At 72.4% G+C, this 25,475-nt stretch carries 25 protein-coding genes and 1 pseudogene; 17 read left to right on the forward strand and 9 right to left on the reverse strand.

What is annotated here, in order from left to right; translation table 11 throughout:
• Positions 1 to 186: 186 nt before the first annotated feature.
• The 8 genes from ACFWUQ_RS25645 (at position 187) to ACFWUQ_RS25680 (ending at position 6,907) form a co-directional block, all read left to right on the forward strand.
• Complete coding sequence (locus tag ACFWUQ_RS25645) at positions 187 to 840, forward strand: HAD family hydrolase (protein WP_384542358.1); 654 nt, start codon at positions 187 to 189, stop codon at positions 838 to 840.
• Between the two features lie 43 nt (positions 841 to 883).
• Positions 884 to 2,131, forward strand: a complete 1,248-nt coding sequence (locus tag ACFWUQ_RS25650; protein WP_384542361.1) for an MFS transporter — start codon at positions 884 to 886, stop codon at positions 2,129 to 2,131.
• On the forward strand, positions 2,082 to 3,251 hold the full coding sequence (locus ACFWUQ_RS25655) for an acetoin utilization protein AcuC (protein ID WP_384542364.1): 1,170 nt from the start codon (positions 2,082 to 2,084) through the stop codon (positions 3,249 to 3,251). Before ACFWUQ_RS25650 ends, ACFWUQ_RS25655 begins: the two co-directional genes overlap by 50 nt.
• Before the next feature lie 78 nt (positions 3,252 to 3,329).
• The gene (locus ACFWUQ_RS25660; RefSeq protein ID WP_384542367.1) at positions 3,330 to 4,160 is read left to right on the forward strand and encodes a phosphatase; all 831 of its coding nucleotides are present in this window, start codon (positions 3,330 to 3,332) and stop codon (positions 4,158 to 4,160) included.
• 114 nt (positions 4,161 to 4,274) lie between these two features.
• Positions 4,275 to 4,484: a helix-turn-helix domain-containing protein gene (locus ACFWUQ_RS25665; protein WP_008738568.1), complete on the forward strand. Its 210-nt coding sequence runs from the start codon at positions 4,275 to 4,277 to the stop codon at positions 4,482 to 4,484.
• Between the two features lie 121 nt (positions 4,485 to 4,605).
• A complete protein-coding gene (locus tag ACFWUQ_RS25670) occupies positions 4,606 to 4,704 on the forward strand; it encodes a 30S ribosomal protein bS22 (RefSeq protein WP_003948845.1) in 99 nt (32 codons plus the stop codon).
• 101 nt (positions 4,705 to 4,805) lie between these two features.
• Complete coding sequence (locus ACFWUQ_RS25675; protein WP_384542371.1) at positions 4,806 to 5,888, forward strand: NAD-dependent epimerase/dehydratase family protein; 1,083 nt, start codon at positions 4,806 to 4,808, stop codon at positions 5,886 to 5,888.
• Positions 5,888 to 6,907 carry a lysophospholipid acyltransferase family protein gene (locus tag ACFWUQ_RS25680; RefSeq protein WP_384542374.1) on the forward strand — a complete coding sequence of 340 codons (1,020 nt, stop codon included), beginning with the start codon at positions 5,888 to 5,890 and terminating at the stop codon, positions 6,905 to 6,907. Before ACFWUQ_RS25675 ends, ACFWUQ_RS25680 begins: the two co-directional genes overlap by 1 nt.
• Positions 6,908 to 6,992: 85 nt before the next feature.
• On the opposite strand, the gene ACFWUQ_RS25685 is transcribed toward ACFWUQ_RS25680, so the two are convergent.
• From ACFWUQ_RS25685 to ACFWUQ_RS25695, 3 genes are all read right to left on the reverse strand, one after another.
• Positions 6,993 to 8,195, reverse strand: coding sequence for a DUF5667 domain-containing protein (locus ACFWUQ_RS25685; RefSeq protein WP_384542377.1), 1,203 nt, complete (start codon positions 8,193 to 8,195; stop codon positions 6,993 to 6,995).
• A 233-nt stretch (positions 8,196 to 8,428) separates the two neighbouring features.
• A complete protein-coding gene (locus ACFWUQ_RS25690; RefSeq protein WP_384542380.1) occupies positions 8,429 to 9,244 on the reverse strand; it encodes an ECF subfamily RNA polymerase sigma factor, BldN family in 816 nt (271 codons plus the stop codon).
• A gap of 360 nt (positions 9,245 to 9,604) precedes the next feature.
• Positions 9,605 to 10,636, reverse strand: a complete 1,032-nt coding sequence (locus tag ACFWUQ_RS25695) for an HAD family hydrolase (RefSeq protein ID WP_384542383.1) — start codon at positions 10,634 to 10,636, stop codon at positions 9,605 to 9,607.
• Between the two features lie 106 nt (positions 10,637 to 10,742).
• Between ACFWUQ_RS25695 and ACFWUQ_RS25700 the strand changes: the two genes are divergently transcribed.
• From ACFWUQ_RS25700 to ACFWUQ_RS25720, 5 genes are all read left to right on the forward strand, one after another.
• On the forward strand, positions 10,743 to 11,021 hold the full coding sequence (locus tag ACFWUQ_RS25700) for a glutaredoxin family protein (protein ID WP_384542386.1): 279 nt from the start codon (positions 10,743 to 10,745) through the stop codon (positions 11,019 to 11,021).
• Positions 11,022 to 11,294: 273 nt separating this feature from the next.
• Positions 11,295 to 12,104: a redox-sensing transcriptional repressor Rex gene (locus ACFWUQ_RS25705; RefSeq protein ID WP_384542389.1), complete on the forward strand. Its 810-nt coding sequence runs from the start codon at positions 11,295 to 11,297 to the stop codon at positions 12,102 to 12,104.
• Positions 12,101 to 13,825 (forward strand): glutamyl-tRNA reductase, encoded by a 1,725-nt coding sequence (locus ACFWUQ_RS25710; protein WP_384542392.1) that lies wholly within the window; start codon positions 12,101 to 12,103, stop codon positions 13,823 to 13,825. Before ACFWUQ_RS25705 ends, ACFWUQ_RS25710 begins: the two co-directional genes overlap by 4 nt.
• Positions 13,822 to 14,790 carry a hydroxymethylbilane synthase gene (gene hemC, locus ACFWUQ_RS25715; RefSeq protein ID WP_384542395.1) on the forward strand — a complete coding sequence of 323 codons (969 nt, stop codon included), beginning with the start codon at positions 13,822 to 13,824 and terminating at the stop codon, positions 14,788 to 14,790. The genes ACFWUQ_RS25710 and hemC overlap by 4 nt, the downstream gene beginning before the upstream one ends.
• An 8-nt stretch (positions 14,791 to 14,798) precedes the next feature.
• The gene (locus ACFWUQ_RS25720; RefSeq protein ID WP_384542398.1) at positions 14,799 to 16,454 is read left to right on the forward strand and encodes a uroporphyrinogen-III synthase; all 1,656 of its coding nucleotides are present in this window, start codon (positions 14,799 to 14,801) and stop codon (positions 16,452 to 16,454) included.
• Between the two features lie 89 nt (positions 16,455 to 16,543).
• On the opposite strand, the pseudogene ACFWUQ_RS25725 reads toward ACFWUQ_RS25720, so the two are convergent.
• A pseudogene (locus ACFWUQ_RS25725) lies at positions 16,544 to 16,825 on the reverse strand (DUF397 domain-containing protein); the annotation flags it as partial.
• The gene (locus tag ACFWUQ_RS25730) at positions 16,822 to 17,646 is read right to left on the reverse strand and encodes a Scr1 family TA system antitoxin-like transcriptional regulator (RefSeq protein ID WP_384542401.1); all 825 of its coding nucleotides are present in this window, start codon (positions 17,644 to 17,646) and stop codon (positions 16,822 to 16,824) included. The gene ACFWUQ_RS25730 and the pseudogene ACFWUQ_RS25725, both read right to left, overlap by 4 nt.
• Positions 17,647 to 18,042: 396 nt before the next feature.
• Between ACFWUQ_RS25730 and hemB the strand changes: the two genes are divergently transcribed.
• Positions 18,043 to 19,044 carry a porphobilinogen synthase gene (hemB, locus tag ACFWUQ_RS25735; protein WP_384542404.1) on the forward strand — a complete coding sequence of 334 codons (1,002 nt, stop codon included), beginning with the start codon at positions 18,043 to 18,045 and terminating at the stop codon, positions 19,042 to 19,044.
• A gap of 109 nt (positions 19,045 to 19,153) precedes the next feature.
• On the opposite strand, the gene ACFWUQ_RS25740 is transcribed toward hemB, so the two are convergent.
• Positions 19,154 to 19,498: a hypothetical protein gene (locus ACFWUQ_RS25740; protein WP_384542407.1), complete on the reverse strand. Its 345-nt coding sequence runs from the start codon at positions 19,496 to 19,498 to the stop codon at positions 19,154 to 19,156.
• A 177-nt stretch (positions 19,499 to 19,675) separates the two neighbouring features.
• On the opposite strand from ACFWUQ_RS25740, the gene ACFWUQ_RS25745 reads away from it, so the two are divergent.
• Positions 19,676 to 19,948, forward strand: coding sequence for a DUF1876 domain-containing protein (locus ACFWUQ_RS25745; protein WP_384542410.1), 273 nt, complete (start codon positions 19,676 to 19,678; stop codon positions 19,946 to 19,948).
• A gap of 42 nt (positions 19,949 to 19,990) precedes the next feature.
• On the opposite strand, the gene ACFWUQ_RS25750 is transcribed toward ACFWUQ_RS25745, so the two are convergent.
• Together ACFWUQ_RS25750 and ACFWUQ_RS25755 are read right to left on the reverse strand one after the other, a co-directional pair.
• Positions 19,991 to 20,746: an ABC transporter permease gene (locus ACFWUQ_RS25750; RefSeq protein WP_384542412.1), complete on the reverse strand. Its 756-nt coding sequence runs from the start codon at positions 20,744 to 20,746 to the stop codon at positions 19,991 to 19,993.
• A complete protein-coding gene (locus ACFWUQ_RS25755; protein WP_384542415.1) occupies positions 20,743 to 21,678 on the reverse strand; it encodes an ATP-binding cassette domain-containing protein in 936 nt (311 codons plus the stop codon). The genes ACFWUQ_RS25750 and ACFWUQ_RS25755 overlap by 4 nt, the downstream gene beginning before the upstream one ends.
• A gap of 100 nt (positions 21,679 to 21,778) precedes the next feature.
• Here ACFWUQ_RS25755 and ACFWUQ_RS25760 point away from each other — a divergent pair, with 100 nt between their 5' ends.
• The gene (locus ACFWUQ_RS25760; protein WP_384542418.1) at positions 21,779 to 22,537 is read left to right on the forward strand and encodes a TetR/AcrR family transcriptional regulator; all 759 of its coding nucleotides are present in this window, start codon (positions 21,779 to 21,781) and stop codon (positions 22,535 to 22,537) included.
• A gap of 137 nt (positions 22,538 to 22,674) precedes the next feature.
• Here the strand turns inward: ACFWUQ_RS25760 and ACFWUQ_RS25765 are convergent, their stop codons facing one another.
• A complete protein-coding gene (locus tag ACFWUQ_RS25765) occupies positions 22,675 to 23,472 on the reverse strand; it encodes a VOC family protein (RefSeq protein ID WP_384542423.1) in 798 nt (265 codons plus the stop codon).
• Positions 23,473 to 23,666: 194 nt separating this feature from the next.
• Here ACFWUQ_RS25765 and ACFWUQ_RS25770 point away from each other — a divergent pair, with 194 nt between their 5' ends.
• On the forward strand, positions 23,667 to 25,418 hold the full coding sequence (locus ACFWUQ_RS25770) for an FG-GAP-like repeat-containing protein (protein ID WP_384542420.1): 1,752 nt from the start codon (positions 23,667 to 23,669) through the stop codon (positions 25,416 to 25,418).
• Positions 25,419 to 25,475: the final 57 nt, after the last annotated feature.

Genomic DNA, 25,475 nt, shown 5'->3' on the forward strand with positions numbered 1-25,475 from the left:
GTACTGCAGGGGGGACCCTGTGGGAGAGTAGGACGCCGCCGAACAATCATTGTGGGAATGCCCCGCACCAACCCGTTCCGGGTTCGGTGCGGGGCATTTCTGCGTTCCCGGGCAGGCCGCAGAATCCGCCGGATGCCCGGCATGGGGTCGGGCGGGTTGCCCACAGGCGGCTCGTAGGGTTGACGCATGGGCTATGACCTCGTCATCTTCGACAACGACGGCGTTCTGGTGGACAGTGAGCCGCTCGCCAACAACATCCTCGCCGGCTACCTGACCGAGCTGGGGCACCCCACCTCGTACGAGGAGTCGCTGCGCGACTACATGGGCTCCGCTGTGCACCGGGTGCACGACCTCGTCCTGGAGCGGACCGGGGAGAAGCTGCCGACCGATTTCGACGACACGCTGCACGCGCGGACCTTCACCGCGTTCGAGCGCGAGTTGAAGCCCGTCCCCGGTGTGGAGGACGTACTGGGCGCGCTGACCGCCAGCGGCGTCGCGTACTGCCTGGCCTCCTCCTCGACGCACGAGCGGATCAGGGTCGGACACCGGGCGGCCGGGCTCGACGGATGGTTCGAAGAGGAGTGGATCTTCAGCGCCGAGGACGTGGGCCGGGGGAAGCCCGCCCCCGACCTGTTCCTGCACGCGGCCCGGCGGATGGGTGTGGAGCCCGCGCGGTGCGTGGTCGTCGAGGACAGTCCGCTGGGCGTGCGGGCGGCGCGGGCCGCGGGGATGGACGTGTACGCCTTCACCGCCATGCTGCCCGCCGAACGACTCGGGGACGCCACCGGCTTCTTCGGCGACATGCTGCAGCTCCCGGGGCTCCTGCAACTGCCCGTGTGATCTCTCTACCCACCGGTAGCCCCGGGGCCTACGCTCACCCGCCATGACGGTAGACGTGCGGCTGCGGCGCGGGCGCGGCGCCCTGGGGTTCAGCTTCTTCGTGCAAGGCGTGACGTTCGCCCTGCTGGTGACCAGGATCCCCGCCATCCAGGACCGGTACGGGATATCCGACGGGCTGCTGCCGGCCTTCCTCGCCGCGGTGCCCGTCCTCGCCGGCGTGGCGAGCGTGGCCACCGAGCACCTGGTGAAGCGGGTCGCCCCCAGCGCCGTCCTGCGGTGGGCGCAGCCGGTCGTACTGCTGTCCCTGCTGGGGGTGGGGGCCGGCGACCGGATGTGGCACGTGGCCGTGGCCCTGGGGGCGTTCGGACTGTCGGTGGGCGCGCTGGACGCCTCGATGAACATGCTCGGTGTCAGCCTGCAACGGGCGTACGGCCGCAGCATCATGCTGGGCTTCCACGCCGCGTACAGCCTGGGCGGGATCGTGGGGGCCTCGGCCGCGTGGGCGGGGGCGCACGGGCGGCTGGACCTGTTCGTGAGCTATCTGCCGGCCGTGGTCGTACTACTGCCGGCGGCGCTGCTGGCCAGCCGCCGGTACGTGGACCGCGCGGAGCCCGGTGCGGAGCCCGGTGCGAAGGCGGCGGGCGCGGCGGGCGCGGCGGGCGGGGGGCTGGGGAGCGGCGGGTTCGCACTGCTGCTGCCGCTCTGCCTGGTCATGGCGTGCGCGTACATCGGCGACTCGACCGTCGCGAACTGGAGTGCCAAGTACCTCCAGGACGTGCTCGGGAGCTCGGAGCAGCTGGCGACCGTCCCGTACAACGTTTACATGGTGACCACGCTCGTCGGGCGGGCCGTCGGCGACGTGGGGGTGCGGCGCTTCGGTGCCGTGGCCGTGGTGCGGGGCGGGGCGCTGGTGGCGGCGGCCGGTTTCGCCGTGGTGGCGGTGGCGCCCGGGGCCTGGGTGGGGATGCTCGGTTTCACGCTGCTGGGGATCGGGCTGTGCGTGATCGTGCCGCAGACCTTCGCCGCCGCCGGCCGGATGTTCCCGAACGCCTCCGACACGGCCGTGGCCCGGCTCAACATCTTCAACTACGTCGGCTTCCTGATCGGCTCGCCGCTCGTCGGGGCGGTCGGGGACGCCTGGAGCTACCGGGGGGCCATGCTCGTCCCGATGGTCCTCGTCCTGGTCACGCTCTTCCACGCCCGCTCGTTCGGCTCCGACGGGGCCCGATACGGTGTGCGGCATGAGCGGCCGCGGGTTGTTGATGTGGGACGAGGCGGTAACGAGGTATGACTTCGGACCGGGCCATCCGATGGATCCCGTGCGCCTGGCGCTGACGATGGGCCTGGTACGGGCCTTCGGGCTGGACCGGGCCATGGAGGTACGGGCGGCCCGGGCGGCCGGGGACTCCACGCTGCGGCTCGTGCACCGGGGCGACTACGTCGCCGCGGTGCGCACGGTGTCGGCCGACCCCGGGACCGCGGACGGTTCGTACGGCCTGGGGACCATGGACGATCCGGCCTTCCACGGGATGCACGAGGCGTCCGCCCTGATCGCCGGGCAGTCGGTGGCGGGCGCGGAGGCGGTGTGGCGCGGTGAGGCCGAGCACGCCGTGAACTTCGCGGGCGGACTGCACCACGCCATGCCGGGCGCGGCGGCCGGCTTCTGCGTGTACAACGACGCGGCGCTGGCGATCGCGCGGCTGCTGGAGCTGGGCGCGGAGCGGGTCGCGTACGTGGATGTGGACGTCCACCACGGGGACGGGGTGCAGGCGGCGTTCTGGGACGACCCCCGGGTGCTGACGGTGTCGCTGCACGAGCATCCGCGGACGCTGTTCCCGCAGACGGGCTGGCCGGAGGAGACGGGCGGCGCTGCTGCCGAGGGCTCGGCGGTGAACGTCGCGCTGCCGGCGGGGACCGGGGACGAGGGGTGGGTGCGGGCCTTCCACGCGACCGTGCCGGAGCTGCTGGCCGACTTCCGCCCCCAGGTGCTGGTGACCCAGCACGGCGCCGACACGCACTTCGAGGACCCGCTGGCCCACCTGGCGGTCTCGCTGGACGCCCAGCGGGCCGTGCAGGAGTCCTGCCACCGGCTCGCGCACACGTACGCGGACGGCCGGTGGCTGGCGCTGGGAGGCGGCGGTTACGCGGTGGTGGACGTCGTACCGAGGTCGTGGACCCATCTGGTGGCCATCGCCGCGCACCGGCCGGTGGCACCGGAGACGGCGGTCCCGGCGTCGTGGCGGGACGAGGCGTACGCGCGGACCCGGCAGTTGGCGCCGGCCCGGATGACGGACGGCCGGTCGGTGGCGTGGCGGGAGTGGGACGAGGGGTACGACCCGGCGGACCGTACGGATCAGGCCGTTCTGGCGACGCGGCGGGCCGTCTTCCCGTTGCGCGGCATGCTGACCTGAGCGCGCGTCGTTACGCCGACTGTGGGGCTGTTGCGCTGAATCGGTGATCCGTCCGGTGGGGTGCGGCAGCATCGGAGGGTGTTGAGCACCGGCGCGTTACGTGCGCATCTGCTGGCCGCCCGGTTGGCCGGGCCCGTCGCCACCTCCCGTGAGGAGAGCCTGCGCAGCTACCGGTTGTTCGCGGCCCGCGATCCGCGGGTGCTGCTGGGGCTGGACCCGGAGCGCGGGTGGGACGAGCGTGATCTGCTGGGGCTGATGGCGCGCAAGTGCGGGGTCTCGCCGGACCCGCGGCACGTCAGCGGTCCGGACGTGATCGATCCGGAGCTGACGCTGGCCGCGCTGGAGGCTTTCGCGGGGCGGCTGCGCCAGGCCGTCGAGGCAGGGTCGCCGGTCCTGTTCGGGACGGGGCATCCGCACCGACTCCTGGACTTCTACGCCGGTTTGGCCAGGGCGGTGTCGGCGGCGGGATGTGCTGTCCTCACACCGGCGCGGGGGGTGGATGTGGACGTGGCGACCCGGTTCGGCGTACGCACGCACAGCATCGATTACGTACGGGGGGTCGCACTGGTGCGGGAACCCGGCGCGCGGACGGCGGGGAGTTCCACCGGCGCGCACACCCATTCGCCGCTGCCGGTCCGGGTGGCGCTGGGGGCTCTGGCGGAGGGCGGCGGGCCGTTGCCGGACCTGGTGGTGGGGGACCACGGGTGGGTCTGCGGCGCAGGTCAGCTCGGTATCGACGCGATCGGCCTGGCGGATACGGACGATCCCGCGCTGTTCGTCGGCGAGGCCGAGGGGCGGGTGGCGGTGGCCGTTCCGGTCGATGACGCGGTGCGGGCGGACTACTACCGACCGCTTACTCGCTATGTACTGGACCGGGCGGACCTGACGGAGCGGCAGGAGTGGCTGTAGCTCCTCTTCCCCACTCGTATCACGCGCCCCTACTCTGGGGAGTGAGCGTGCGACGACGAGGAGTAACCGGAGGGGAAGCCGGTGCCCGTCATGCGCGGAAGGTCAAGGTGTGTCATGGCTGCTGGCGAGAGGCCTCTCAGTGAGGTTCAGTTCCTGACCGTGGCGGAGGTCGCCTCGGTGATGCGAGTGTCAAAGATGACCGTGTACCGCTTGGTGCACAACGGTCATCTGCCCGCAATCCGGGTGGGCCGGTCCTTCCGGGTCCCCGAAAACGCGGTCCACGAGTACCTCCGAGAGTCCTATGTGGGGGTGGAGTCGGCCTGAGACTGACCCCGGCGGGCCTCGGATTACAAGCTCAGAGCTCGGGCGGGTAGGCTAGGCCGACGTAGGTCGTGTGGGCCCAGACGCCCCGCACCGAGTGAAGAGAAGTGAGCGAGGGTAAGTCGTGGGCTCTGTTATCAAGAAGCGGCGCAAGCGGATGGCTAAGAAGAAGCACCGCAAGCTGCTCAAGCGCACCCGCGTCCAGCGCCGTAACAAGAAGTAAACGGCAGCTGTACGTGTTCTCCGCAGCCCCTCCACCATCCTGGTGGAGGGGCTGCGGTGCAGCCGGGGACAGTTGTTCCTATCCAGGGAGGCGCTGAGCTCGTGGGCAAGGTCGTACTGGTCACCGGGGTGGCCCGGCAGCTGGGAGGGCGCTTCGTACGCCACATCCAGCGCGACCCGGAGGTCGAGCGGGTGATCGCGGTGGACGCGGTCAGCCCGCCGCACCGGCTCGGATCGGCCGAGTTCGTCCGGACGGACATCAGGCAGTCGGCGATCGCCCGGGTACTGGCCGAGCACGCGGTGGACACCGTGGTGCACTTGGCGGTCACCGGGGGCAGCGCGGGCACGGGCGGTGCGCACAGCACCGTCAAGGAAACGAACGTCATCGGGACCATGCAGCTCCTCGGAGCCTGCCAGAAGTCGCCCACGGTGAGCCGGCTCGTGGTGAAGTCCAGTACCAGTGTGTACGGGGGCACCTCGCGCGATCCGGCCGTCTTCACCGAGACCACCGAGCCCAAGTCCCTGCCGGCGGGCGGCTTCGCCAAGGACGCCGCCGAGGTCGAGGGGTACGTACGCGGCTTCGCGCGCAGGCGGCCGGACGTCGCGGTGTGCGTGCTGCGCTTCGCCAACATCCTGGGGCCCTTCGCCGACTCGGCGCTCGCCGAGTACTTCTCGATCCCCGTGATGCCGACGGTGCTGGGCTACGACCCGCGGCTGCAGTTCGTCCACGAGGACGACGTGCTGGACGTGCTGCGGCTGGCGGCGCGCGAACCGAGGCGCGGCACCCTCAACAGCGGGACCTTCAACATCGCGGGCGACGGGGTGCTGCTCCTCTCGCAGTGCGCGCGGCGGCTCGGGCGGCCGACGATGCCGCTGTTCCTGCCCGCCGTGACCTGGGTGGGGTCGGCGCTGCGGGCGATCGGGGCCACCGACTTCTCGCCGGAGCAGATAAGGCTCCTCACGCACGGCCGGGTCGTGGAGACCTCGCAGATGCGGGAAGTGCTCGGCTTCGACCCCATGTACACGACCGCCGAGACCTTCACCGATTTCGCGCGGAGCCGGCGGAGCGGACTGCTGCCCCCGGAGCGGGTCGGGCGCGCGGTGGGGCGGGTGGCGGCCATGCTGGACGTCAACGGCCCGCAGGACGGGGCCGGGGCCGACGAGGACGAAGGAGCGAAGCGATAGTGGCGGACGCCAAGGTCATTCCGTTCGACGAGGAACGGCCGCGCCGGCGGCCCGCGGGACGGCGGGTACGGGCGGTGGCGCCGCCCGGGCCCCAGCCGGTCCGGGCGGTCGAGGCGCACCCCGGGGAGACGCACCCCGGGGAAACGGAGCCGCCGCCGCCCGCCCCGGCGGCCACCGGTGACGGCTGGGACCGCCGGCTCGCGGGCGGGCTGGCCTTCCTGCGCCGCCGGATCACCGGGGAGTACGAGGTCGACGAGTTCGGCTACGACAAGGAGCTGACGGACCAGGTCCTGATGTCCCTGCTGCGGCCGCTGTACGACAAGTACTTCCGGGTGGAGGTCAAGGGCATCGAGAACATCCCGGCGGAGGGCGGCGCGCTGATCGTCGCCAACCACTCGGGAACCGTGCCGCTGGACGGGCTGATGCTCCAGGTCGCCGTCCACGACCGCCACCCCGCGCAGCGCCACCTGCGGCTGCTGGCGGCCGACCTGGTGTTCATGCTGCCGGTGGTGAACGAGCTGGCGCGCAAGGCCGGGCACACCCTGGCGTGCGCGGAGGACGCGCAGCGGCTGCTGGAGGCCGGTGAGCTGGTCGGTGTGATGCCGGAGGGCTTCAAGGGGATAGGGAAGCCGTTCGGGGACCGGTACAAGCTCCAGCGGTTCGGGCGGGGCGGCTTCGTCTCGACGGCGCTGCGCGCCGGCACGCCGATCGTGCCCTGCTCCATCGTGGGGGCGGAGGAGATCTACCCGATGATCGGCAACGCGAAGACGCTCGCGCGGCTGCTGGGGATCCCGTACTTCCCGCTCACGCCCACGTTCCCGTGGCTGGGGCCGCTGGGGGCGGTGCCGTTGCCGACGAAGTGGACGATCCAGTTCGGGGAGCCGATCGCGACCGACGGGTACGCGGCGGAGGCGGCGGACGATCCGATGCTGATGTTCAACCTCACGGACCAGGTGCGGGAGCAGATCCAGCACACGCTGTACAAGCTGCTGGTGCAGCGGCGGTCCGTCTTCTTCTGACGGTCCGCGAGCGCGAGAGCTCTGGCGGCACCGACCGAGGGCCGGCGAGGCCGGATGGGCCTCGCCGGCGTACTCGTGCCGTGCGCTACTCGACGTCCTCCGCGTTGATGCCCAGGCCCGGGAGGAGGCCCGGGAGCAGGGGCGGGAGGGTGATGTCGGGCTTGGGCTGGTCGGACGTGCCCGAGGAGGGCGCGGCCGACGGGCCCTGCGGCGGGTTGAGCAGGTCGCCCGTACCGCCCAGCAGGCCGCCGTCGGCCGAGGGCCGGGGGCTGCCCGAGGGGGACGGCGCGGGACTGCTGCCGGGCGTGCCGCCGGGGGCGGGCGCGGTCTGCTGCTTGCCGCTGGGGGTGCCCGGCTTGGCCGGCGTACCGGGTGGGCTGGACCCCCGCGTCTGCTCCGGGGGCTTGGGGAGCAGGCCCTGGAGCGGCGCCACGTCTTCGTCTATGGCCCGGAAGACCGATTCCACCTCACCGCCCACGTCCGTGAGCTGCGCGGGCAGCCTCTCCCTGAGCTTGCCCCACGCGTCGCGGTGGGAGCGGGAGAACGACGACAGCGCCTGGATCGGGGCGAGCGAGCCGTCCCGTTCGTACGCGGCCTGGAGCAGGCGGTGGCCCTGCTCCGCGTCGTGCTTCATCCCTGCCAGGGCCCGGCGGATGGCGCCCAGGGACTCGTGGTCCAGTACGCCCGTCCGTCCGCGCTCCATCAGCCTGCGGGCCTCCGAGAGGCGGTTCGAGGCCTGGTCGAGGTAGAGCTCGCCCCGGTCCGCGTCCTCGTCGGCCATCCCGAGCTTCAAGTCCTCCATGCCCCGCTTCACGGGGTAGAGGTGGTCACCGGGCAGGGCGTTGGAACTGGCAGCGGCCACTCCGCTGAATGCCCCCGCGGCCACCCCTACGGTGAGGCCTCCCGCTGCGATGCCCTTGGACCAGCGGGAGCGGGGCCGCAATGTCCGGAGCGAGGTCGCCCGGTGGGCGCCGCGGCCGGTCCGCTGCTCGGGCACCAGAGGGTCCGGGGCGGCACCGCCCCGGGCCCTCTCTTCCAGCACCATCGCCTCCATGGCGGCCACGAGCTGGGCTCGCTGCACCACTTTGACGTCTGCGTCCATCTGCGGGCGCGGCATTTCGCCGAGCGCGCTCGCCAAGGCCAACAGCCGGGTGTGGTCGGCAGGTTCGGCAGGTGCCTGGGACTGCTCGGCCGCCGGATCCGGTTCTGGGAGATCGGTAAGGGTCCGATCCTCCAGGGCCTGGGCGAAGGCGTTCGCCCGCCGGTGCGGAGTCACGTTCGCGATCACTGGCGGCACCTCCTCTCGTCATGACGATCGACTCCCCAAGGTGTCCGGAAGGTTGCCTTCCTTGAGCGCATCCACACTTTCGAGTGAGCGGCTTCGGGCAAGGCGTGTCCACAGGGAGCCTGCATTCCGCACAACGAGCGTCGCGGCACTTGGGTTACGGACGAAGGATGATCGGACCACAGCGTCATCGAGAGGTCACCGGATGTGAGGTCGTGTGGTGGGTGTGAAGACCGTCAGCGGGCGTCTTCCGGAAGGAGGCGGGCCAGCGTGCGGACCGCCCGGTACTGGAGCGTTTTGATGGCCCCCTCGTTCTTCCCCATCACCCGGGCCGTCTCGGCGACCGAGAGGCCCTGCAGGAAGCGCAGCGTCACGCACTCCTGCTGCTGCGGATTGAGTTTCCGTACGGCCTCCAGCAGGGCCGCGTTGGAGAGGGACTCCAGGACGGAGTCCTCGGGGCTGCGCTCGACCTCGTTCGCGTCGAGCATCTCCCCGGTGGTTACCTCCAGCCGGAAGCGGCTGGACTTGAAGTGGTCGGCCACCAGGTTGCGGGCGATCGTCACCAGCCAGGCGCCGAAGTCGCGGCCCTGCCAGGTGAAGGTCGAGATGCGGCGCAGTGCCCGCAGGAAGGTCTCACTGGTGAGGTCCTCCGCGGTCGCTTTGCCGCCGACGCGGTAGTAGATGTAGCGGTAGACCGTGTCGCTGTACTGGTCGTAGAGGCGGCCGAAGGCCTCGGCCTCGCCGGCTTGGGCGCGTTCGACCAGGTCCATCATGCGGGCCTGGTCGCTGTCCGCCGCAGGACGGCGGGAGGCGGTCTGCGTGCTCGTACCGGCGGCGCCGTTCGAGCCGCCGGCCGCGCGTCCTCGTCTGCCCACGGTGGCTCCGCCGTCGGTCAGGGCATAGCAGGGACCGGCCGGGCCGAGGCCGGCAGGGACCGCGGCGGCGAAGGCGGGGACGGCGTACGCGGTGGGGACGAAGCCGCGCAGGTGGTCGAGGACCGTTGCGCGCAGCGTAGCCAGGCCCGAGGCGTCAACCCCGACAGGTGGGTACACGGGACTCCCAGAGGCAGAGCTTCCATCACGTGCAGTGCGGGACCGTTCACCCGTCGTGGCGACAGATGGCCGGTGGCATGCGTTTGAGGAGAATAACGCTTCGTACAGGCGGCGCTACACCCAGTTGCTCAAATCACCGGTTCCGACACTTCTGTTGCGTGTCGAGGGCATATTCGGTCGCAGTTGGTGATCGTTTATTGATCACTTGGGTGCGCGGAATGGACGCTTCCAGGGGGGCTCCCGACCGTGTCGGGCATGCCTGAGTGCCGCGCGGGGAGCGCGGGTAGAGGTGAGCGAATGCCCCGGCCCCGCGGTGCGGGCGGGCGGGGGCGGGGCCGGGCCGGTCAGGGGCCCGGGCCGCTACCTGCGGCGGCGGTTCAGGGCGATGGCGGCGGCCGCGCCGCCCGCGAGCGCGCCGACTCCGGCGGCGGCCGGGACGCCGACCTTCACGGCCTTGCGGCCGGTCCGGTAGTCGCGCAGGCGCCAGTCGTTGCTGCGGGCATGCTTGCGCAGTTTTGTGTCGGGATTGATCGCGTACGGGTGTCCGACCAGGGACAGCATCGGGATGTCGTTGTGCGAATCGCTGTACGCGGCGCAGCGCGAGAGGTCCAGGCCCTCGGCGGCGGCCAGGGCGCGGACGGCCTCGGCCTTGGCGGGGCCGTGCAGCGGCTCGCCGACCAGCCGGCCGGTGTACACGCCGTCCACGGACTCGGCGACGGTGCCCAGGGCGCCGGTCAGGCCCAGTCGGCGGGCGATGATCGTGGCCGTCTCCACGGGGGCGGCCGTGACCAGCCAGACCTTCTGGCCGGCGTCGAGGTGGGCCTGGGCCAGGGCGCGGGTGCCCGGCCAGATCCGTTCGGCCATGTACTCGTCGTAGATCTCCTCGCCGATGGCCATCAGCTCGTGGACCTTGTGGCCCTTGACGATGGACAGGGCGCTGTCGCGGGCGTCCTGCATGTGCTCGGGGTCCTCGACCCCGGCGAGCCGGAACCAGGCCTGCTGCCAGGCGAAGCGGGCCAGCTCGCGGCGGCGGAAGAACTCGCGCTTGTAGAGGCCGCGGCCGAAGTGGAAGATCGCGGCGCCCTGCATGACGGTGTTGTCGAGGTCGAAGAAGGCGGCGGCCAGGTCGTCGCCGGCGACGGGGAAGTCGGGCTCGGCCGGCTCCTGCGGGGTCTCCCCGAGGGCGTGCGGTCCGAGGTCCGGTGCGGTGTCCGGCAGGGCGGGGGACGCGGCTCCGGTCAGCGCCGTCTTGCGCGCGGCTTCGGCCGAGGCCTCGCCCGCGAGCACGCTGCGCGCGGTGGCGGAACGTCTGCGCGGGGCGAGCCATCCCCATGCGGTGCGCGTCCCGGAGGGGCTCCTGCCGGGGTTGGGGTCGGGCGTCGGGCGGGGCATGACGCGAGCATAGCCACTGTGTTCGGGACTTCCCGAACCGATGGGATGCGAAGGCGTGAACTCTTCGGGGCGCCGCTGTGACGCCGGGGCGCGGGAGAATACGGCCATGAGTCCTCTGTTGCGCCGCAAGGAAAAGAAGATCCCGGCCGAGCGGGTGGTGACGCTCATCGGGAAACCGGGGTGCCACCTGTGCGACGACGCGCAGGCGGTGATCGAGGAGATCTGCGCGGAGACGGGCGCGCGGTGGGAGAAGAAGGACATCTCGCAGGACGAGGAGCTGTACCGGCGGCACTGGGAGCAGATTCCGGTTGTCCTGGTGGACGGCGAGCAGCACACCTTCTGGAGGGTGAACCCGGACCGCCTGCGGCGGGCGCTGCAGGGCTGACCCCGCGCCCGGGTACCATCATGGGCGATTTATGCGGACTCGGGGGCGTATCCGTGAGGAGTGTGTACGGTTTTGCCCCCTTGGGGATTTGAACGGGTTCGGCGTGTCATGCGTTCCGGCCCCCGACGCCCGGGGCGCGTGACCCCGGTCACTTTGGTCGGACAAATTGGACACAATCTTTGTGCACGCGTTCACAAAGGCATAGCCTGCTGTGGACGGGGCGGTCCTGGGACAAGTGGCCGCCTGCAGCCCCGCTCATCCCGCAGGAGCATCGTGGCAACTGGCCGAACTCACCGACCGGCGACCCGCAGCCGAGGTATTCCCGAGGCCACTGTCGCCCGGCTTCCGCTGTACCTGCGCGCCCTCACCGCGCTCTCCGAGCGATCGGTGCCCACGGTGTCCTCCGAGGAGCTCGCGGCCGCGGCCGGAGTCAACTCCGCGAAGCTGCGCAAGGACTTCTCCTACCTGGGCTCGTACGGCACCCGCGGGGTCGGGTACGACGTCGAGTACCTCGTCTACCAGATCTCCCGCGAACTCGGTCTGACCCAGGACTGGCCGGTCGTCATCGTCGGCATCGGCAACCTCGGCGCCGCGCTCGCCAACTACGGCGGTTTCGCCTCGCGCGGCTTCCGTGTGGCCGCGCTGATCGACGCCGACCCGGCGATGGCCGGCAAGCCGGTGGCCGGGATGCCCGTGCAGCACACCGACGAGCTGGAGAAGATCATCGAGGAGAACGGGGTCTCGATCGGCGTCATCGCGACTCCGGCGGGTGCGGCCCAGCAGGTCAGCGAGCGGTTGATCGCGGCCGGGGTCACCTCCATCCTGAACTTCGCCCCGACCGTGCTGTCCGTGCCCGAGGGCGTGGACGTGCGCAAGGTCGACCTCTCCATCGAGCTCCAGATCCTCGCCTTCCACGAGCAGCGCAAGGCCGGTGAGGAAGCGGCCGCCGCCGCTGCCGCCGGCGGCTCCTCCACGGGCGGCGCCGCGCCCGCCGCGGCCGTCGTGCCGCCGGCCGGCCGGGCCGCGGCCGAGGCGCGCAAGGGCGGACCCGAGGGTGACGTCCCGGCGGTGATGCCGGCATGAGTCTGCTGGTCGTGGGGCTGAGCCATCGCAGTGCCCCCGTGAGCGTGCTGGAGCGGGCCTCGCTGCCCGCCGACGCCAAGGTGAAGCTGCTGCACGACACCCTCGCCGCCGAGCCGTCGGCGGAGGCGGCGGTACTCGCCACGTGCAACCGGATCGAGCTGTACGCCGACGTGGACAAGTTCCACGCCGGTGTCGCCGAGCTGTCCACGCTGCTGGCCCAGCACAGCGGGGTCGCGCTGGAGGAGCTCACCCCCTATCTGTACGTGCACTACGAGGACCGGGCGGTGCACCACCTGTTCTCCGTGGCGTGCGGGTTGGACTCGATGGTCGTGGGCGAGGGCCAGATCCTCGGCCAGATCAAGGACGCCCTGGCGCTGGGGCAGGAGCAGCACACCGCCGGGCGGCTGATCAACGACCTGTTCCAGCAGGCGCTGCGGGTCGGCAAGCGGGCGCACTCGGAGACCGGGATCGACCGGGCCGGCCAGTCGCTGGTCACCTTCGGGCTGGAGCAGCTGACCGCCGGGCGGATGCCGGTGGCCGAGTGGGCCGCGGGCAAGCGTGCGCTGGTGATCGGCGCCGGGTCGATGTCCTCGCTCGCCGCCGCGACGCTGGCGCGGGTCGGTGTGGCCGAGATCGTGGTGGCGAACCGGACCGCCGAGCGGGCGGAGCGGCTCGCGGAGATCCTGGTTGCCTCAGGCACGGGTGTGAAGGCCGCCGCCGTGCCGATGGGCGCCGTGGCCGAGGAGCTGACACGAGTCGACGTGGTCGTCTCGTGCACCGGCGCCACCGGCCTCGTGCTGAGCGCCGACGACGTCCTCGCCGCCGTGGCGCCCGCGCCGGAGGCGGCGGCGGACGCCGCGGAGGAAGCCGTGGCGGGGCCGCAGGACCGGGGCCCCGCCCCGGACCCGGCGCCCCGCACAATGATCGGGCCGGCAGCCGCCGAGGTCGTGGCCCGGCTGGCCGCGGCGGCCGCCGCGCACGGCCGGCTCGCCGATGCCGGGGCCGTACGGACCATGGAGGCCGCGGCCGGGGCCGACGGCTGCCCCGTCGGGACGGACGGGCGCTCCGCGCTGACCGGCGTGGACGCCGGCTCGCTCGAACTGCACGGGACCTGGGCCGACCAGGGCGAGGCGGCCGCGCAGCGCCGGCCCCGCCGCGGTGTGCGGACGCCTGCCGGCGGGACGGCGGCGCGGCTCGCGCTGCTGGACCTGGCGATGCCGCGCGACATCGACGCCGCCGTGCACCGCATCCCGGGCGTACGGCTCGTGGACATCGAGTCGCTGGCGGAGGCGTCCGCGGACGCGCCGATGGCGGCCGACGTCGAGGCCGTACGCGCGATAGTGACCGGGGAAGTGGCCGCTTTCGGGGCGGCGCAGCGGGCGGCGCACATCACGCCGACCGTGGTCGCCCTGCGGGCCATGGCCGCCGAGGTCGTCGCCATGGAGGTGGCGCGACTCGACGGACGGGTGCCCGATCTCGACGAACGGCAGCGGGCCGAGGTCACCCAGACCGTGCGCCGCGTCGTCGACAAGCTCCTCCACGCGCCGACCGTGCGCGTGAAGCAGCTCGCGAGCGAGCCCGGCGGCGCCGGGTACGCCGAGGCGCTGCGCGAACTCTTCGACCTCGACCCGCAGACGGTGGCCTCCGTCAGCCGGGCCGACGCGAGTGCCCAAGCAGCCGACATGGCCGACAAGTACGACGACACAGGACGGGCATCATGAATCCACGTCTCGACGAGCCCCTCCGGCTCGGCACGCGGCGCAGCAAGTTGGCGATGTCCCAGTCAGGCCATGTCGCCGATGCGGTACGGGCGGTCACCGGCCGCGCCGTCGAGCTCGTGGAGATCACGACCTACGGTGACGTGTCGCGCGAGCACCTCACGCAGATCGGCGGGACGGGCGTGTTCGTCACGGCCCTGCGCGACGCGCTGCTGCGCGGGGACGTCGACTTCGCCGTGCACTCGCTGAAGGACCTGCCGACGGCGCAGCCCGACGACCTGGTGATCGCGGCCATGCCGCGGCGCGAGGACCCCCGGGACGCGCTCGTCGCCCGCGACGGCCTGACCTTCGGGCAGCTGCCCGACGGGGCCCGCATCGGTACCGGGTCGCCCCGCCGTACCTCGCAGCTCAACCACCTGGCGCTGTCGCTCGGCAAGCGGATCGAGACGGTGCCGATCCGCGGCAACGTCGACACCCGGATCGGTTTCGTGCGGGACGGCGAGCTCGACGCCGTCGTGCTGGCGGCCGCCGGGCTGAACCGGATCGGCCGCGGCGACGAGGCCACCGAGCTGCTGCCCGTCGACAGCGTCCTGCCCGCCCCGGGCCAGGGAGCCCTGGCCGTGGAGTGCCTCGCGTCCGACTCGGACCTGATCGCCGCGCTCGGCGAGCTCGACGACCCGTACACCCGGGCCGCCGTGACCGCCGAGCGTTCCCTGCTCGCCGCCCTGGAGGCCGGTTGCAGCGCACCCGTGGGCGCGTTCGCCGACCTGCTGGCCGACGGGCAGATTGTCAATGAGATGCGCCTGCGCGGCGTCGTCGGAACCCTCGACGGCACGACGCTCGTGCAGATGTCCACCACCGGTCCCGTGCCCCAGTCGTACGACGAGGCCATGGCGCTCGGCCGCGAACTCGCGGACGAGATGCTGGCCAAGGGCGCGGCCGGTCTGATGGGGGAGCGATCGCTTTGAACCCCTCAATGCCCACCACCTCCGCATTTCCGGCCGTCGCCGCCCACGGACACGTCACCTTCCTCGGTGCCGGCCCAGGCGACCCGGGTCTGCTGACGCTGCGCGCCGTGGAGGCGCTCGCCGCCGCGGACGTGCTGATCGCGGAGCCCGACGTGCTCGACGTCGTCCGTACGCATGCGCGCGCGGGCGTCGACACGCCGCAGCTGACGATCGCTGACGAACTGTCAGCAGCCGCTGGGGTCCCGGTGATCCGGGACGCCGCCAATCTTGTCATGGAGGCCGCGCGCTCCGGCAGGCGGGTCGTGCGTGCCGTCACCGGCGACCCCGGACTCGACGGCAACGCCGCCGACGAGATGCTCGTCTGCGCCACGGCGGGCATCCCGTTCGAGGTGGTGCCCGGGGTCGCGACGGCCGTCGGCGTGCCCGCGTACGCCGGTGTGCCGCTGCGCGACAAGCAGGGCGCGGACGTGCGGTTCGTCGACGCGCGGAGCGCCTCGGCGCGCTGCTGGACCGAGGTGGGCGCGAGCGACGGCATCCTCGTCGTCTCCGCGACGCTGGAGACGGTCGCGAGTGCCGCCGCCGAGCTGGTGTCCGCCGGGCGCAAGCCCGACACCCCGCTGACGGTGACCGTGGCCGGTACGACCACGCGGCAGCGCACCTGGTGCGCGACGCTGGGCACGATCGCCCAGGTGTTCAAGCAGGGCAAGGTGCTGCCGTCGCCCGAGGGCGCGCGCCCGGTCATAGCCGTGGTCGGTGAGCACAGCGCCGTCGCGCGCCGTGAGGACCTCTCCTGGTTCGAGTCGAAGCCGCTCTTCGGCTGGCGGGTCCTCGTGCCGCGTACCAAGGAGCAGGCTGCCTCGCTCTCCGACCAGCTCCGTTCCTACGGCGCGGTGCCGCACGAGGTGCCGACCATCGCCGTGGAGCCGCCGCGCACCCCGCAGCAGATGGAGCGGGCCGTGAAGGGCCTGGTGACGGGCCGCTACGAGTGGATCGCGTTCACCTCGGTCAACGCGGTCAAGGCCGTCCGGGAGAAGTTCGAGGAGTACGGGCTCGACGCGCGCGCCTTCGCGGGCATCAAGGTCGCGGCGGTGGGCGAGCAGACCGCCGCGGCGCTCGTGGAGTTCGGTGTGAAGCCGGACCTGGTGCCGAGCGGGGAGCAGTCCGCGGCCGGGCTGCTGGAGGACTGGCCGCCGTACGACCCGGTCTTCGACCCGATCGACCGGGTGTTCCTGCCGCGGGCCGACATCGCGACGGAGACGCTGGTCGCCGGGCTGATCGAGCTCGGGTGGGAGGTCGACGACGTCACCGCCTACCGGACCGTGCGCGCGTCCCCACCGCCGGCGGACACCCGCGAGGCGATCAAGGGCGGCGGCTTCGACGCCGTTCTCTTCACGTCCTCGTCGACCGTCCGGAACCTGGTCGGCATCGCCGGCAAGCCGCACAACGTGACCGTCATCGCCTGTATCGGGCCGGCGACGGCCAAGACGGCGGAGGAGCACGGGCTGCGCGTGGACGTGCTGTCGCCGGAGCCGTCGGTGTCGAAGCTGGCGGAGGCGCTGGCCGAGTACGGGGCGGCGCGCCGCGAGGCGGCCAAGGAGGCCGGCGAGACGGTGTTCCGGCCGAGCGAGCGGCGGCCGGGCGCGCGGCGACGCCGTACGACCTGACGGTCGGCAGTCCGTGGAGGGGCCCGGGTGCGGTGCGCACCCCGGGCCCGCCGAATGCGGGCGCCGCAGGGAACAACCCACCGGGTGAGGCCGGCCCAGGCGGCGGGGGCGAGGGCCAGGGTGGGGCCGTCCGAGACCTTGGAGTCCCGGACGTGGACGGTACCGGCGCAGGAACAGGAAGCGATCTCGACGCAGGCGCCGCCCTCGTCGCCGCTGTGCGAGGACTTCCGCCAAGCGGCGGCGACCTCGACGCACTGGCCGCCCTGGTCGCTGCTGTAGGAGGACTTCCGCCAGGCGAGGGCCACCTCCAGGCACTGGCCGCCTTCGCTGGCGCTGTAGCTGGACTTGAACCACTTCAGTGGGGTGTTCATGCCTCTCCTAGCAGCCGGTCCAACAGGCCTTTCGTCTCTGCCAAGTTCAGGGCCTGGGACCGCAGCATCGCATACTTCTGCGTGAGGATGCTGACCTCGTTCGGGTCGCGTACGAGGATGCTGCCGCGCTGGGTTTCGGAGTACGCGAGGTGCTGGTGCTCGGGTGTTTCCAGCAGGGTGAACGGGCCGTCGAGGCCCGCGTGGGCGGTGATTCCCAAGGGGAGCACCTGGAGGGAGATCGCCGGCCGCGCCGCGCAGGTGCGCAGGTGCAGCAGCTGCTCGCGGCGCACATCCTCGCCGCCTAGCCGGTCTCGGAGGGCGCCCACCCAGACGACGAAGCTGAGGGTCGGAGGGACCGGTCGGTGCAGCATCTCCTGGCGCCTCACCCGGCGGGCGGTGTTGATCTCGATCTTCTCGTCGCCCATGAACGGCACGCGGCAGCGGAACACCTCGCGTGCGTAGGACTCGGTTTGAAGCAGGCCGGGGACGACCAGGCTGTCGTACCAGGACAGCGCCAGCGCCTCCGCTTCCCGTTCCATGTACTCCTCCGCCCAGGCCGGGATCATGTCGACCTCCGGCATCCGGTGCGCGGCCACCGTGAGGAGGCCGGGGAGGCCGAGGACGCGGTCCATGCGGGCGGCGACGTCCGGCATGAGGACGCGTCTGCCCTGCTCGATCGAGGCCAGGGTCTCGATGTCGACGACGACCTCCGCCGCCAGTGCGCGCTGGGTCATTCCTTTGGCGACGCGTCCGGTGGCGACCTGTTCGCCGACCATCTTCATCGCCGTCGAGTTGGGCCGGGGCCGCTTCCTTGGTGGCATGAACGTGGACTCCCCACCTGGGCACGAGAGATAGCCGTACCAACCCGTACTCCTGAGGGAGTACGGGTGGCCCGACTCGTCCACGCTAGTCACGCATCGCGACGATCGGCGGGGGAATCGGGAAATTCAGGGCGGCCTCGCGCGGGAGTTTCGGGCCTCCTCCTGGTCGTCAAACTGGCTGCACTGCCTGCGAGTTCGTCTGCCCCACACGTCACGTGTGGGGTGTGACACCCCTACGGGCAGGCTGTCGCTCTGCGTGACCGGGCTGATCGTGCGCCTCCTCCCGCCCGGCCGCGGTTCGGGGACGGGCGCGGGGGGAGGGGCGTGACCGGGAGGGGGCGGGGCGGCCCTACGCTTGTCCGGACTGCTGTCGATGCTCGAAGAGGCGACTAGAAGATGAGCACGTACGGATCCTTCCCCGGCTCGCGGCCCCGTCGGCTGCGCACCACCCCGGCGATGCGGCGGATGGTCGCGGAGAACCGGCTGCACCCCTCGGACCTGATCCTGCCGGCGTTCGTGCGGGAGGGGATCCGTGAGCCGCTGGCGATCTCGGCGATGCCCGGCGTCGTCCAGCACACCCGGGACACGCTGCGGAAGGCCGCTGTGGAGGCGGTCGCCGCGGGGGTCTCCGGGATCATGCTCTTCGGGGTGCCGGCGGACGAGAACAAGGACGCGCTCGGCACGGCGGGCACCGAGCCGGACGGGATCCTCCAGCTCGCGATCCGCGATGTGAAGGCCGAGGTCGGCGACGACCTGGTGATCATGTCGGACCTGTGCCTGGACGAGTACACCGACCACGGCCACTGCGGAGTCCTCGACGAGAACGGCCGCGTCGACAACGACGCGACGCTGGAGCGCTACGCCGAGATGGCGCAGGTCCAGGCCGACGCGGGCGTCCACGTCGTGGGCCCGAGCGGGATGATGGACGGCCAGGTCGGCGTCGTGCGCGACGCGCTGGACGAGACCGGGCACGAGGACGTGGCGATCCTGGCGTACACCGCCAAGTACTCGTCCGCCTTCTACGGCCCCTTCCGCGAGGCCGTCGCCTCCTCCCTCCAGGGCGACCGCAAGACCTACCAGCAGGACCCGGCGAACGCGCGTGAGTCCCTGCGCGAGCTGGCGCTGGACCTGGAGGAGGGCGCCGACATGGTCATGGTCAAGCCGGCCGGGCCCTACCTCGACATCCTGCACCGGGTCGCGCAGGCGGTGGACGTACCGGTGGCCGCCTACCAGATCAGCGGCGAGTTCGCGATGGTCGAGGCGGCGGCCGAGAAGGGCTGGATCGAGCGGGACCGGGCGATCCTGGAGACGCTGCTGGGCATCAAGCGGGCCGGTGCCGACACCATCCTCACCTACTGGGCGACCGAGGTCGCGGGCTGGCTGCGCGAGACCCGCTGACCCGGGCGGCGAGCGCGCCGCGAGGCCCCGTACCCGGCTCGGGCGCCGTACGGGGCCTCGGCCTTCCTCTAGCGGCGTGGCCGCCGCCTCTCGGCCTCCTCCGCCCCGCCTACGGCCAGTCGACGAGTGCGTGGAACACGAGGTAGCCGAGCACCACGGCCCCCGGCGCGGCCAGCGCGAGGCCCACCCGCCGGGCGGCATCGCGGCGCCGGCGGGGCAGCGCCCAGCAGGCCACGAGCAGTGCCCCCGCCACGAGCAGGGCGAGGCCGAAGAAGGTGGAGGCGACGCTGTACGAGGCGTCGAAGCGGTCGCTCGCGGCCTCGTCGCAGGAGTCGCAGGCCATGGGCGACAGGCCGACGAGGAACAGTGCCGCGGTGCCGAGCGGCAGGGTCAGCAGGGTGGAGAGGAGCGGTGCGACGAACGCACGGGGGTCGCGCGAGGTGTCACGGGTCATGGAATCCAGTCAACTCGGCCTGGAGCGCGGGCACATGAGTGCGCGTACTCACATCCGGCGGGCTCTTCCCCCGGCCCGGCGCCTTACGGGCCCGGTCCCCGCGCCGGCCCCCGTTCGCGTCCGGTCGGGTGCGGGCGCACCCTGGAAGCGAGGGTGACCCCCTGGAGGTGGTGCACCATGTCCACGCTCGTCGGGTGGCATGTGGAGCTCGAATTCACCGAGGAGGGCCACCGCACCAGTGCGGCGGCCCTGGTCAGGCTCGGGGACGGCTCCGAGATGAGGGCGCACGGCTACGCCATGCGCCACCCCTCCGACCCGGAGCAGCTCAGGGTCGGGGAGGAGATCGCGGGCGCCCGCGCGCTCATGGATCTCGCGTCGCAGATGTTGCAGAAGGCCCACAGCGAGATCGACGAGGCGACGGGCCGCCACTCCTATCCGCTCAACCGCTGAGCGGCTCCGGACCCGCCGGCCGGCTCCCCCCCCCGGAGCCGGTCAGCGCGTCCGGCGTCGGAAGAAGACCGACGCGAGGGCCATGGCCAGGGCCGTGATGCCCGCGCACCAGGCGAGGGCCACCCAGGGGGCGTTCCCGGTGGGCTGGGCCAGGAGCAGCGCGCGCAGCGATTCGATCACCGGGGTCAGCGGCTGGTGGTCGGCGAAGCCGTGGAGCCAGCCGGGCATGGTCTCGATGGGGACGAAGGCGCTGGACGGGTAGGGCAGGAACATCATCAGGAACGTGAACCCGCCCGCCGCCTCCGGTGACTTGGCGAGCAGCCCGAGTGCGGCGGCCAGCCACGAGATCGCCGTGATGTACGCGAGCAGCAGCCCGGCCGCGGCGAGGAACGCGAGCGGACCGGCCTGGGGCCGGAAGCCGATGGCGAGGGCCACGGCGAGGACCAGGGTGGTGGAGACCAGGTTGCGTACCACGGAGGCCGTGACGTGCCCGGCGAGGATGGGGATGCCGCCGATGTCGAGGGAGCGGAAGCGGTCGATGACGCCGTTCGTCATGTCCTCGGTGACGCTGACGGCGGTGGAGGCCGCGCCGAAGCCCGCGCAGAGCAGCATGGCGCCGGGGACCACGTACGTCACGTACGTCGTCCCGGTGTCGATGGCCCCGCCGAAGAAGTAGACGAAGATCAGCATCAGCATGACGGGCAGCATCAGGGCGGCGATCAGGGCGTCGGGCCGGCGGCTGCTGATGCGCAGGCTGCGGCCTGCCAGTACGAAGGCGCTCGCGGGCACGGCGGTCATCGGTGGGCTCCCGTCAGGGCGAGGAAGACGTCGTCGAGGGTGGCGCTGCGCAGGGTGAAGCGGTCGATCCCGCTGCGGTCCGGGTCCAGTTCGTCGAGCAGGGCGCGGACGTGGGCGGCGCTGCCGTCGGTGGGCAGGCCGAGGGTGAGCTCGTCGGGGGCGTGGTGGACGGCGCGCGGGGCGAGGACCTCGTAGGCGGCCCTGGTCGTGAGCGTGAGGTCCAGGCGGTGACCGGCGACGCGGGCCTTGAGCTCGGCCGGGGGGCCCTCCGCCGCGATGCGGCCGTCGGCGAGGACGGCGACGCGGTCGGCGAGCCGGTCGGCCTCCTCCAGGTACTGGGTGGTGAGCAGGACGGTGGTGCCGTCGGCGCGCAGTTCGCGTACGAGGTCCCACAGGTCCTGGCGGCTGCGCGGGTCGAGGCCGTTGGTCGGCTCGTCGAGGAAGATCACCTCGGGGCGGGAGACCAGGCTCGCGGCGAGGTCGAGGCGTCGCCGCATGCCGCCGGAGTACGTCTTCGCCGTGCGGCCGGCCGCGTCGGTGAGGCGGAACCGGGCGAGGAGCTCGTCGGCGCGGGTGCGGGAGGCGCGCGGGGAGAGGCCGGCCAGGCGGCCCATCATGCGCAGGGTCTCGACGCCGGTCTGGAGCTCGTCGACGGCGGCGAACTGGCCGGTCAGGGAGATGAGTCCGCGGACCCGGGAGCGTTCGGTGGCCGTGTCGTGCCCGGCGACGCGGACGGTGCCGGAGTCGGCGGCGGTGAGGGTGGCCAGGATCCGGACGGTGGTGGTCTTGCCGGCTCCGTTGGGGCCGAGGAGGGCGAGGACGCTGCCGCGGGGGACGGCCAGGTCGATGCCGTCCAGGACGCGGAGGTCGCCGTAGGACTTGGTGAGGCCGGTCGCGTGGATGCCGAGGCCGCCGGAGGCGTGCGTGGTCATGAGGGGCGGTGCTCCCTTCGCCGTTCTGCGTATGGGTTACGCTCTTCTGTGTAAGTAATACACAGAACTAGGATGGGGGTCAATCGAGGAGTGGGCGGACATGGCGGACGAGGACAGCGGAACCGGGCTCCCGGCCAGCCTGGAAACGGCCTGGGGTCTGCGCGAACGCCCCGCCAAGGGGCCGCGCCCCACGCTCACGCTGCCGAAGATCGTGGAGGCGGCCGTGACGCTGGCCGCGGGTGAGGGGATGGACGCCGTCTCCATGGGCCGGGTCGCCAAGGAGCTGGGCGTCTCGACGATGTCCCTCTACCGGTACGTCACGGCGAAGGAGGAGCTCTACATCCTGATGGCGGACGCGGGGGTGGGCACCCCGCCGGACCCCTCGGCCGGGGAGGGCGCGGGCTGGCGGGAGCTGCTGACGGAGTGGGCGTACGCCCAGCGGGCCGTGCTGATGGCCAACTCCTGGATCCTGCGCATCCCCATCACCGGGGCACCGGTCAGCCCCAACCAGCTCGCCTGGATGGAACGCGGGCTCGCCGCGCTGGCGGACACCGGCCTGGAGGAGGGCGAGAAGCTCTCCACGATCATCCTGATCGGCGGGCTGGTGCGGAACGAGGCCACGATGGCGGCGGACATGATGGAGGCCATCATGAAGTCCGGGGTCGCCCCGGACCGGGTGCTGGCCCAGTACACGAACACCCTGCGCCTGATGACCGGCCCGGACACGCACCCGGCCGTGACGCGGCTGCTGGAGTCATCGGCGTTCACCGGCTCGGGCGAGCCGGACTTCCAGTTCCGCTTCGGCCTGGACCGCATCCTGGACGGGCTCGCGCAGCTGGTCGCCGAGCGGGCGCGATGACCGTGCCGGCGTCGCGGGCCCCGGGGTAGGCCGTCCGGCCCGTGTTCCGCCGCGCGGCGGGGGCGGGGCGGGGGCGGCGCGGGGGCGCACGCACGGGGAGTGTGCTCCCCGTGCGCCCGGTGCGGCGGACGGGCCCGTCAGGCGGGCTGCTCCGGCATGCTCGCCGTGATCACCGCGAAGGGGGCGCCCTGCGGGTCGGCCAGGACGGCCATGCGGCCCGCCACCATGTCGAAGGCGGGGGCGAGGGCGGTGGCCCCGGCCCCTACGGCGGCGGCCTGGATCTCGTCGACGTTGTCGACGTGGAAGTACGGCAGCCAGTGCGGGGGAGTCCCCGGGGGAACCTTGTCCAGGTTCATCATCCCGCCGACCACGCGGCCGGCGGCCTTGAACTCCGTGTACCCCTCGGCGCCCGGCATCGTGGAGGCCGCGGTGGAGACCGGCAGGACGGCGGAGTAGAACGCGGCCGCGGCGGGGACGTCGCTCGTGCTCAACTCGTTCCAGACGAGGGCGCCGTGCTCGTTGACGATGCCCGCACCGTCGAAGGAGCCCGGCTCCCACAGGCCGACCACGGCGCCGGTCGGGTCGGCGACGACGGCCATCCGGCCGAGGTCCATGACGTCCATCGGGCCCATCAGGACCGTGCCGTGCGCGTCGGTGACGGACTTGATCGTGGAGTCGACGGAGTCGGTGGACAGGTACGTCGTCCACACGGTCGGCGGCATCGGGTCGGGGACGGTGCCGTCCGGGTTCATCGCCTTCATGATGCCGGCGACGGGCCGGCCCTTGAGGGTGCAGACGGAGTAGCCGCCCTGCTCGGCCGGGCCGACCTCGCCCTGCCAGCCGAAGAGGCCGCAGTAGAAGTCGAGGGCGGCCTGCTGGTCGGGGGCCATCAGGTCGATCCAGCAGGGAGTGCCGGGCTTGTAGGGGCCGTTCATGTCGGGCACGGATGCCTCCGGTCGCGGATGGGGGGAAGGACGGGCCGTCCCCTACCCGGCCCCCGGAACCCGAATCGAGCCGTACGGGTGACCCCCATCCGCCCGACCGCCCGACCGCCCGACCGCCCGAGCGGCGGACCTGACGGACCGCCGTGCGACGCTGGCGTCTGATCAAGGCGATACAGAGGTGGGGAATGAAGAGACACATCGCGCTCCTGGGGGCCGCGGCGGCGGCCTTCTCGGCGCTGATCGCGGTACCGGCGCCCGCGCAGGCCGCCGACCCGGCGGTGCGGCCGGCGCCGCGGGAGATACGGGTCGTCTCCTGGAACATCTGCGGCGAGGCGGGCGGCAGCCGGGGAGCCGTCGGGTACTGCCCGTACCGCAACGAGCCCCAGCAGAAGGTCGACCAGGTCAAGCAACTCGTCGACGAGCAGCGGGCCGACGTGGTCATGCTCCAGGAGGCCTGCGGGACCAAGGAGGGGACCGCCGAGTCCCCCAGGAGCCACGAGGCGATGCTCCGCGTCGCCCTGGGTGCGGGCTGGTCCTTCCGCCACGCGGTGGGGGCCCGGCCCGACGGTACGAGCAACTGCCGGGGATCGGCACTCGGCGGGGACCTGGGCGTACTGATCGCCGTCAAGGGTGCGATCACCTCGGCCGCGGCGGAGAACACCGTCCCGGCCAAGGAGGGCGACAACCGGACGCTCCCCGTGCTGTGCGCGACGGTCGCGGGCTGGTCCACAGCCGTGTGCACGACGCACATCCTTCCGGAGGACCCGGCCGACAAGGCGGGGTCCGCGGCCCGTGCCACGGCGCAGAACGAGAACGTCAAGGCCTTCCTGGACCGCCACGCCCCCGACGGGGTCGTCCTGGGCGGGGACTTCAACAGCAAGGCCACGGTCCCGCAGGCGGCCCCGCTCGCCGGCGCCTACGACCGGTGCATCGACGGGAACACGCACCACGGCTGGAGCGTGGAGGGGAAGTTCCACACCTGGCACGCGTACGACCACCTGTTCACCACCAAGGCCGTCGGCGGCTCCCGCTTCGCGTCCTGTGCGATCGACACCACCCGCATGGACACCACGGCGAACGAGACCACCAGCGGAGCCCCCGACGGATACTCGGACCACGCCCCGGTCATCGGCGTCCTGCGCGGCGCGCCGGTCGCCGGTGACATGAACGGCGACGGCAGGCCGGACCTGGTGGCCGTCGACACGGAGGGCAGGCTCCGCTTCTACCGGGGCTACGGCAACGGCGCCGTCACCGGCAGCCCGGCCGTGATCGGCACCGGCGGCTGGAGCGGCGCCGCCGTCAGCCACCGGGGCGACTGGACCGGCAACGGGACCGAGGACCTCGTCGCACGGGTCGGCACCGAACTGCGTGTCTACCCGGGAAGCGGTGACGGCACCGTGGGCTCGCCGGTACGCATCGGCACCGGCTTCCCGGCCGACGCGCAGGTCGTCGCGGTCGGCGACCTGACGGGTGACCACTACCCGGACCTCGTCGCGACGATCGGCGACGCGCTGTGGCTCTACGCGGGTGACCCGGCCGCCAACCCGGGCGTGAAGCCCGGCGTGCGGATCTCGGACGCCGGCTGGGCCCCGATGACGCTGACCGCGCCGGGCGACGCGGACCGCGACGGGCACCCCGACCTGCTGGCGCGCGACACCCGGGACGGCAGCCTGTGGCTCCACCGGGGCAGGGCCGACAGCGGCTTGGACGCCCCCACGCAGTACGGCTACGGCTACGGCACGGCGAATCGCCCGCTGATCGCGGGCGCCGCCGACGCGGACGGCAACGGCACCGTGGACCTGTGGACGACCACGAACGAGGGCACGGGCACCCTGCTCTTCTACGCGGGCGCCACCAACGGCGCGGGCGACCCCGTCGACGGAGCCCGCTCCCAGGTCGGCCTCAGCGGCTGGAACACCATCCGCGCCATCAGCTGAACCGAGGTGTCCGACGCGTCCCCGCGGGGACGCGTCAGCGCACAGAGCGGCGACCCC

The organism is Streptomyces sp. NPDC058662, from assembly GCF_042716255.1.
Taxonomy (GTDB): domain Bacteria; phylum Actinomycetota; class Actinomycetes; order Streptomycetales; family Streptomycetaceae; genus Streptomyces.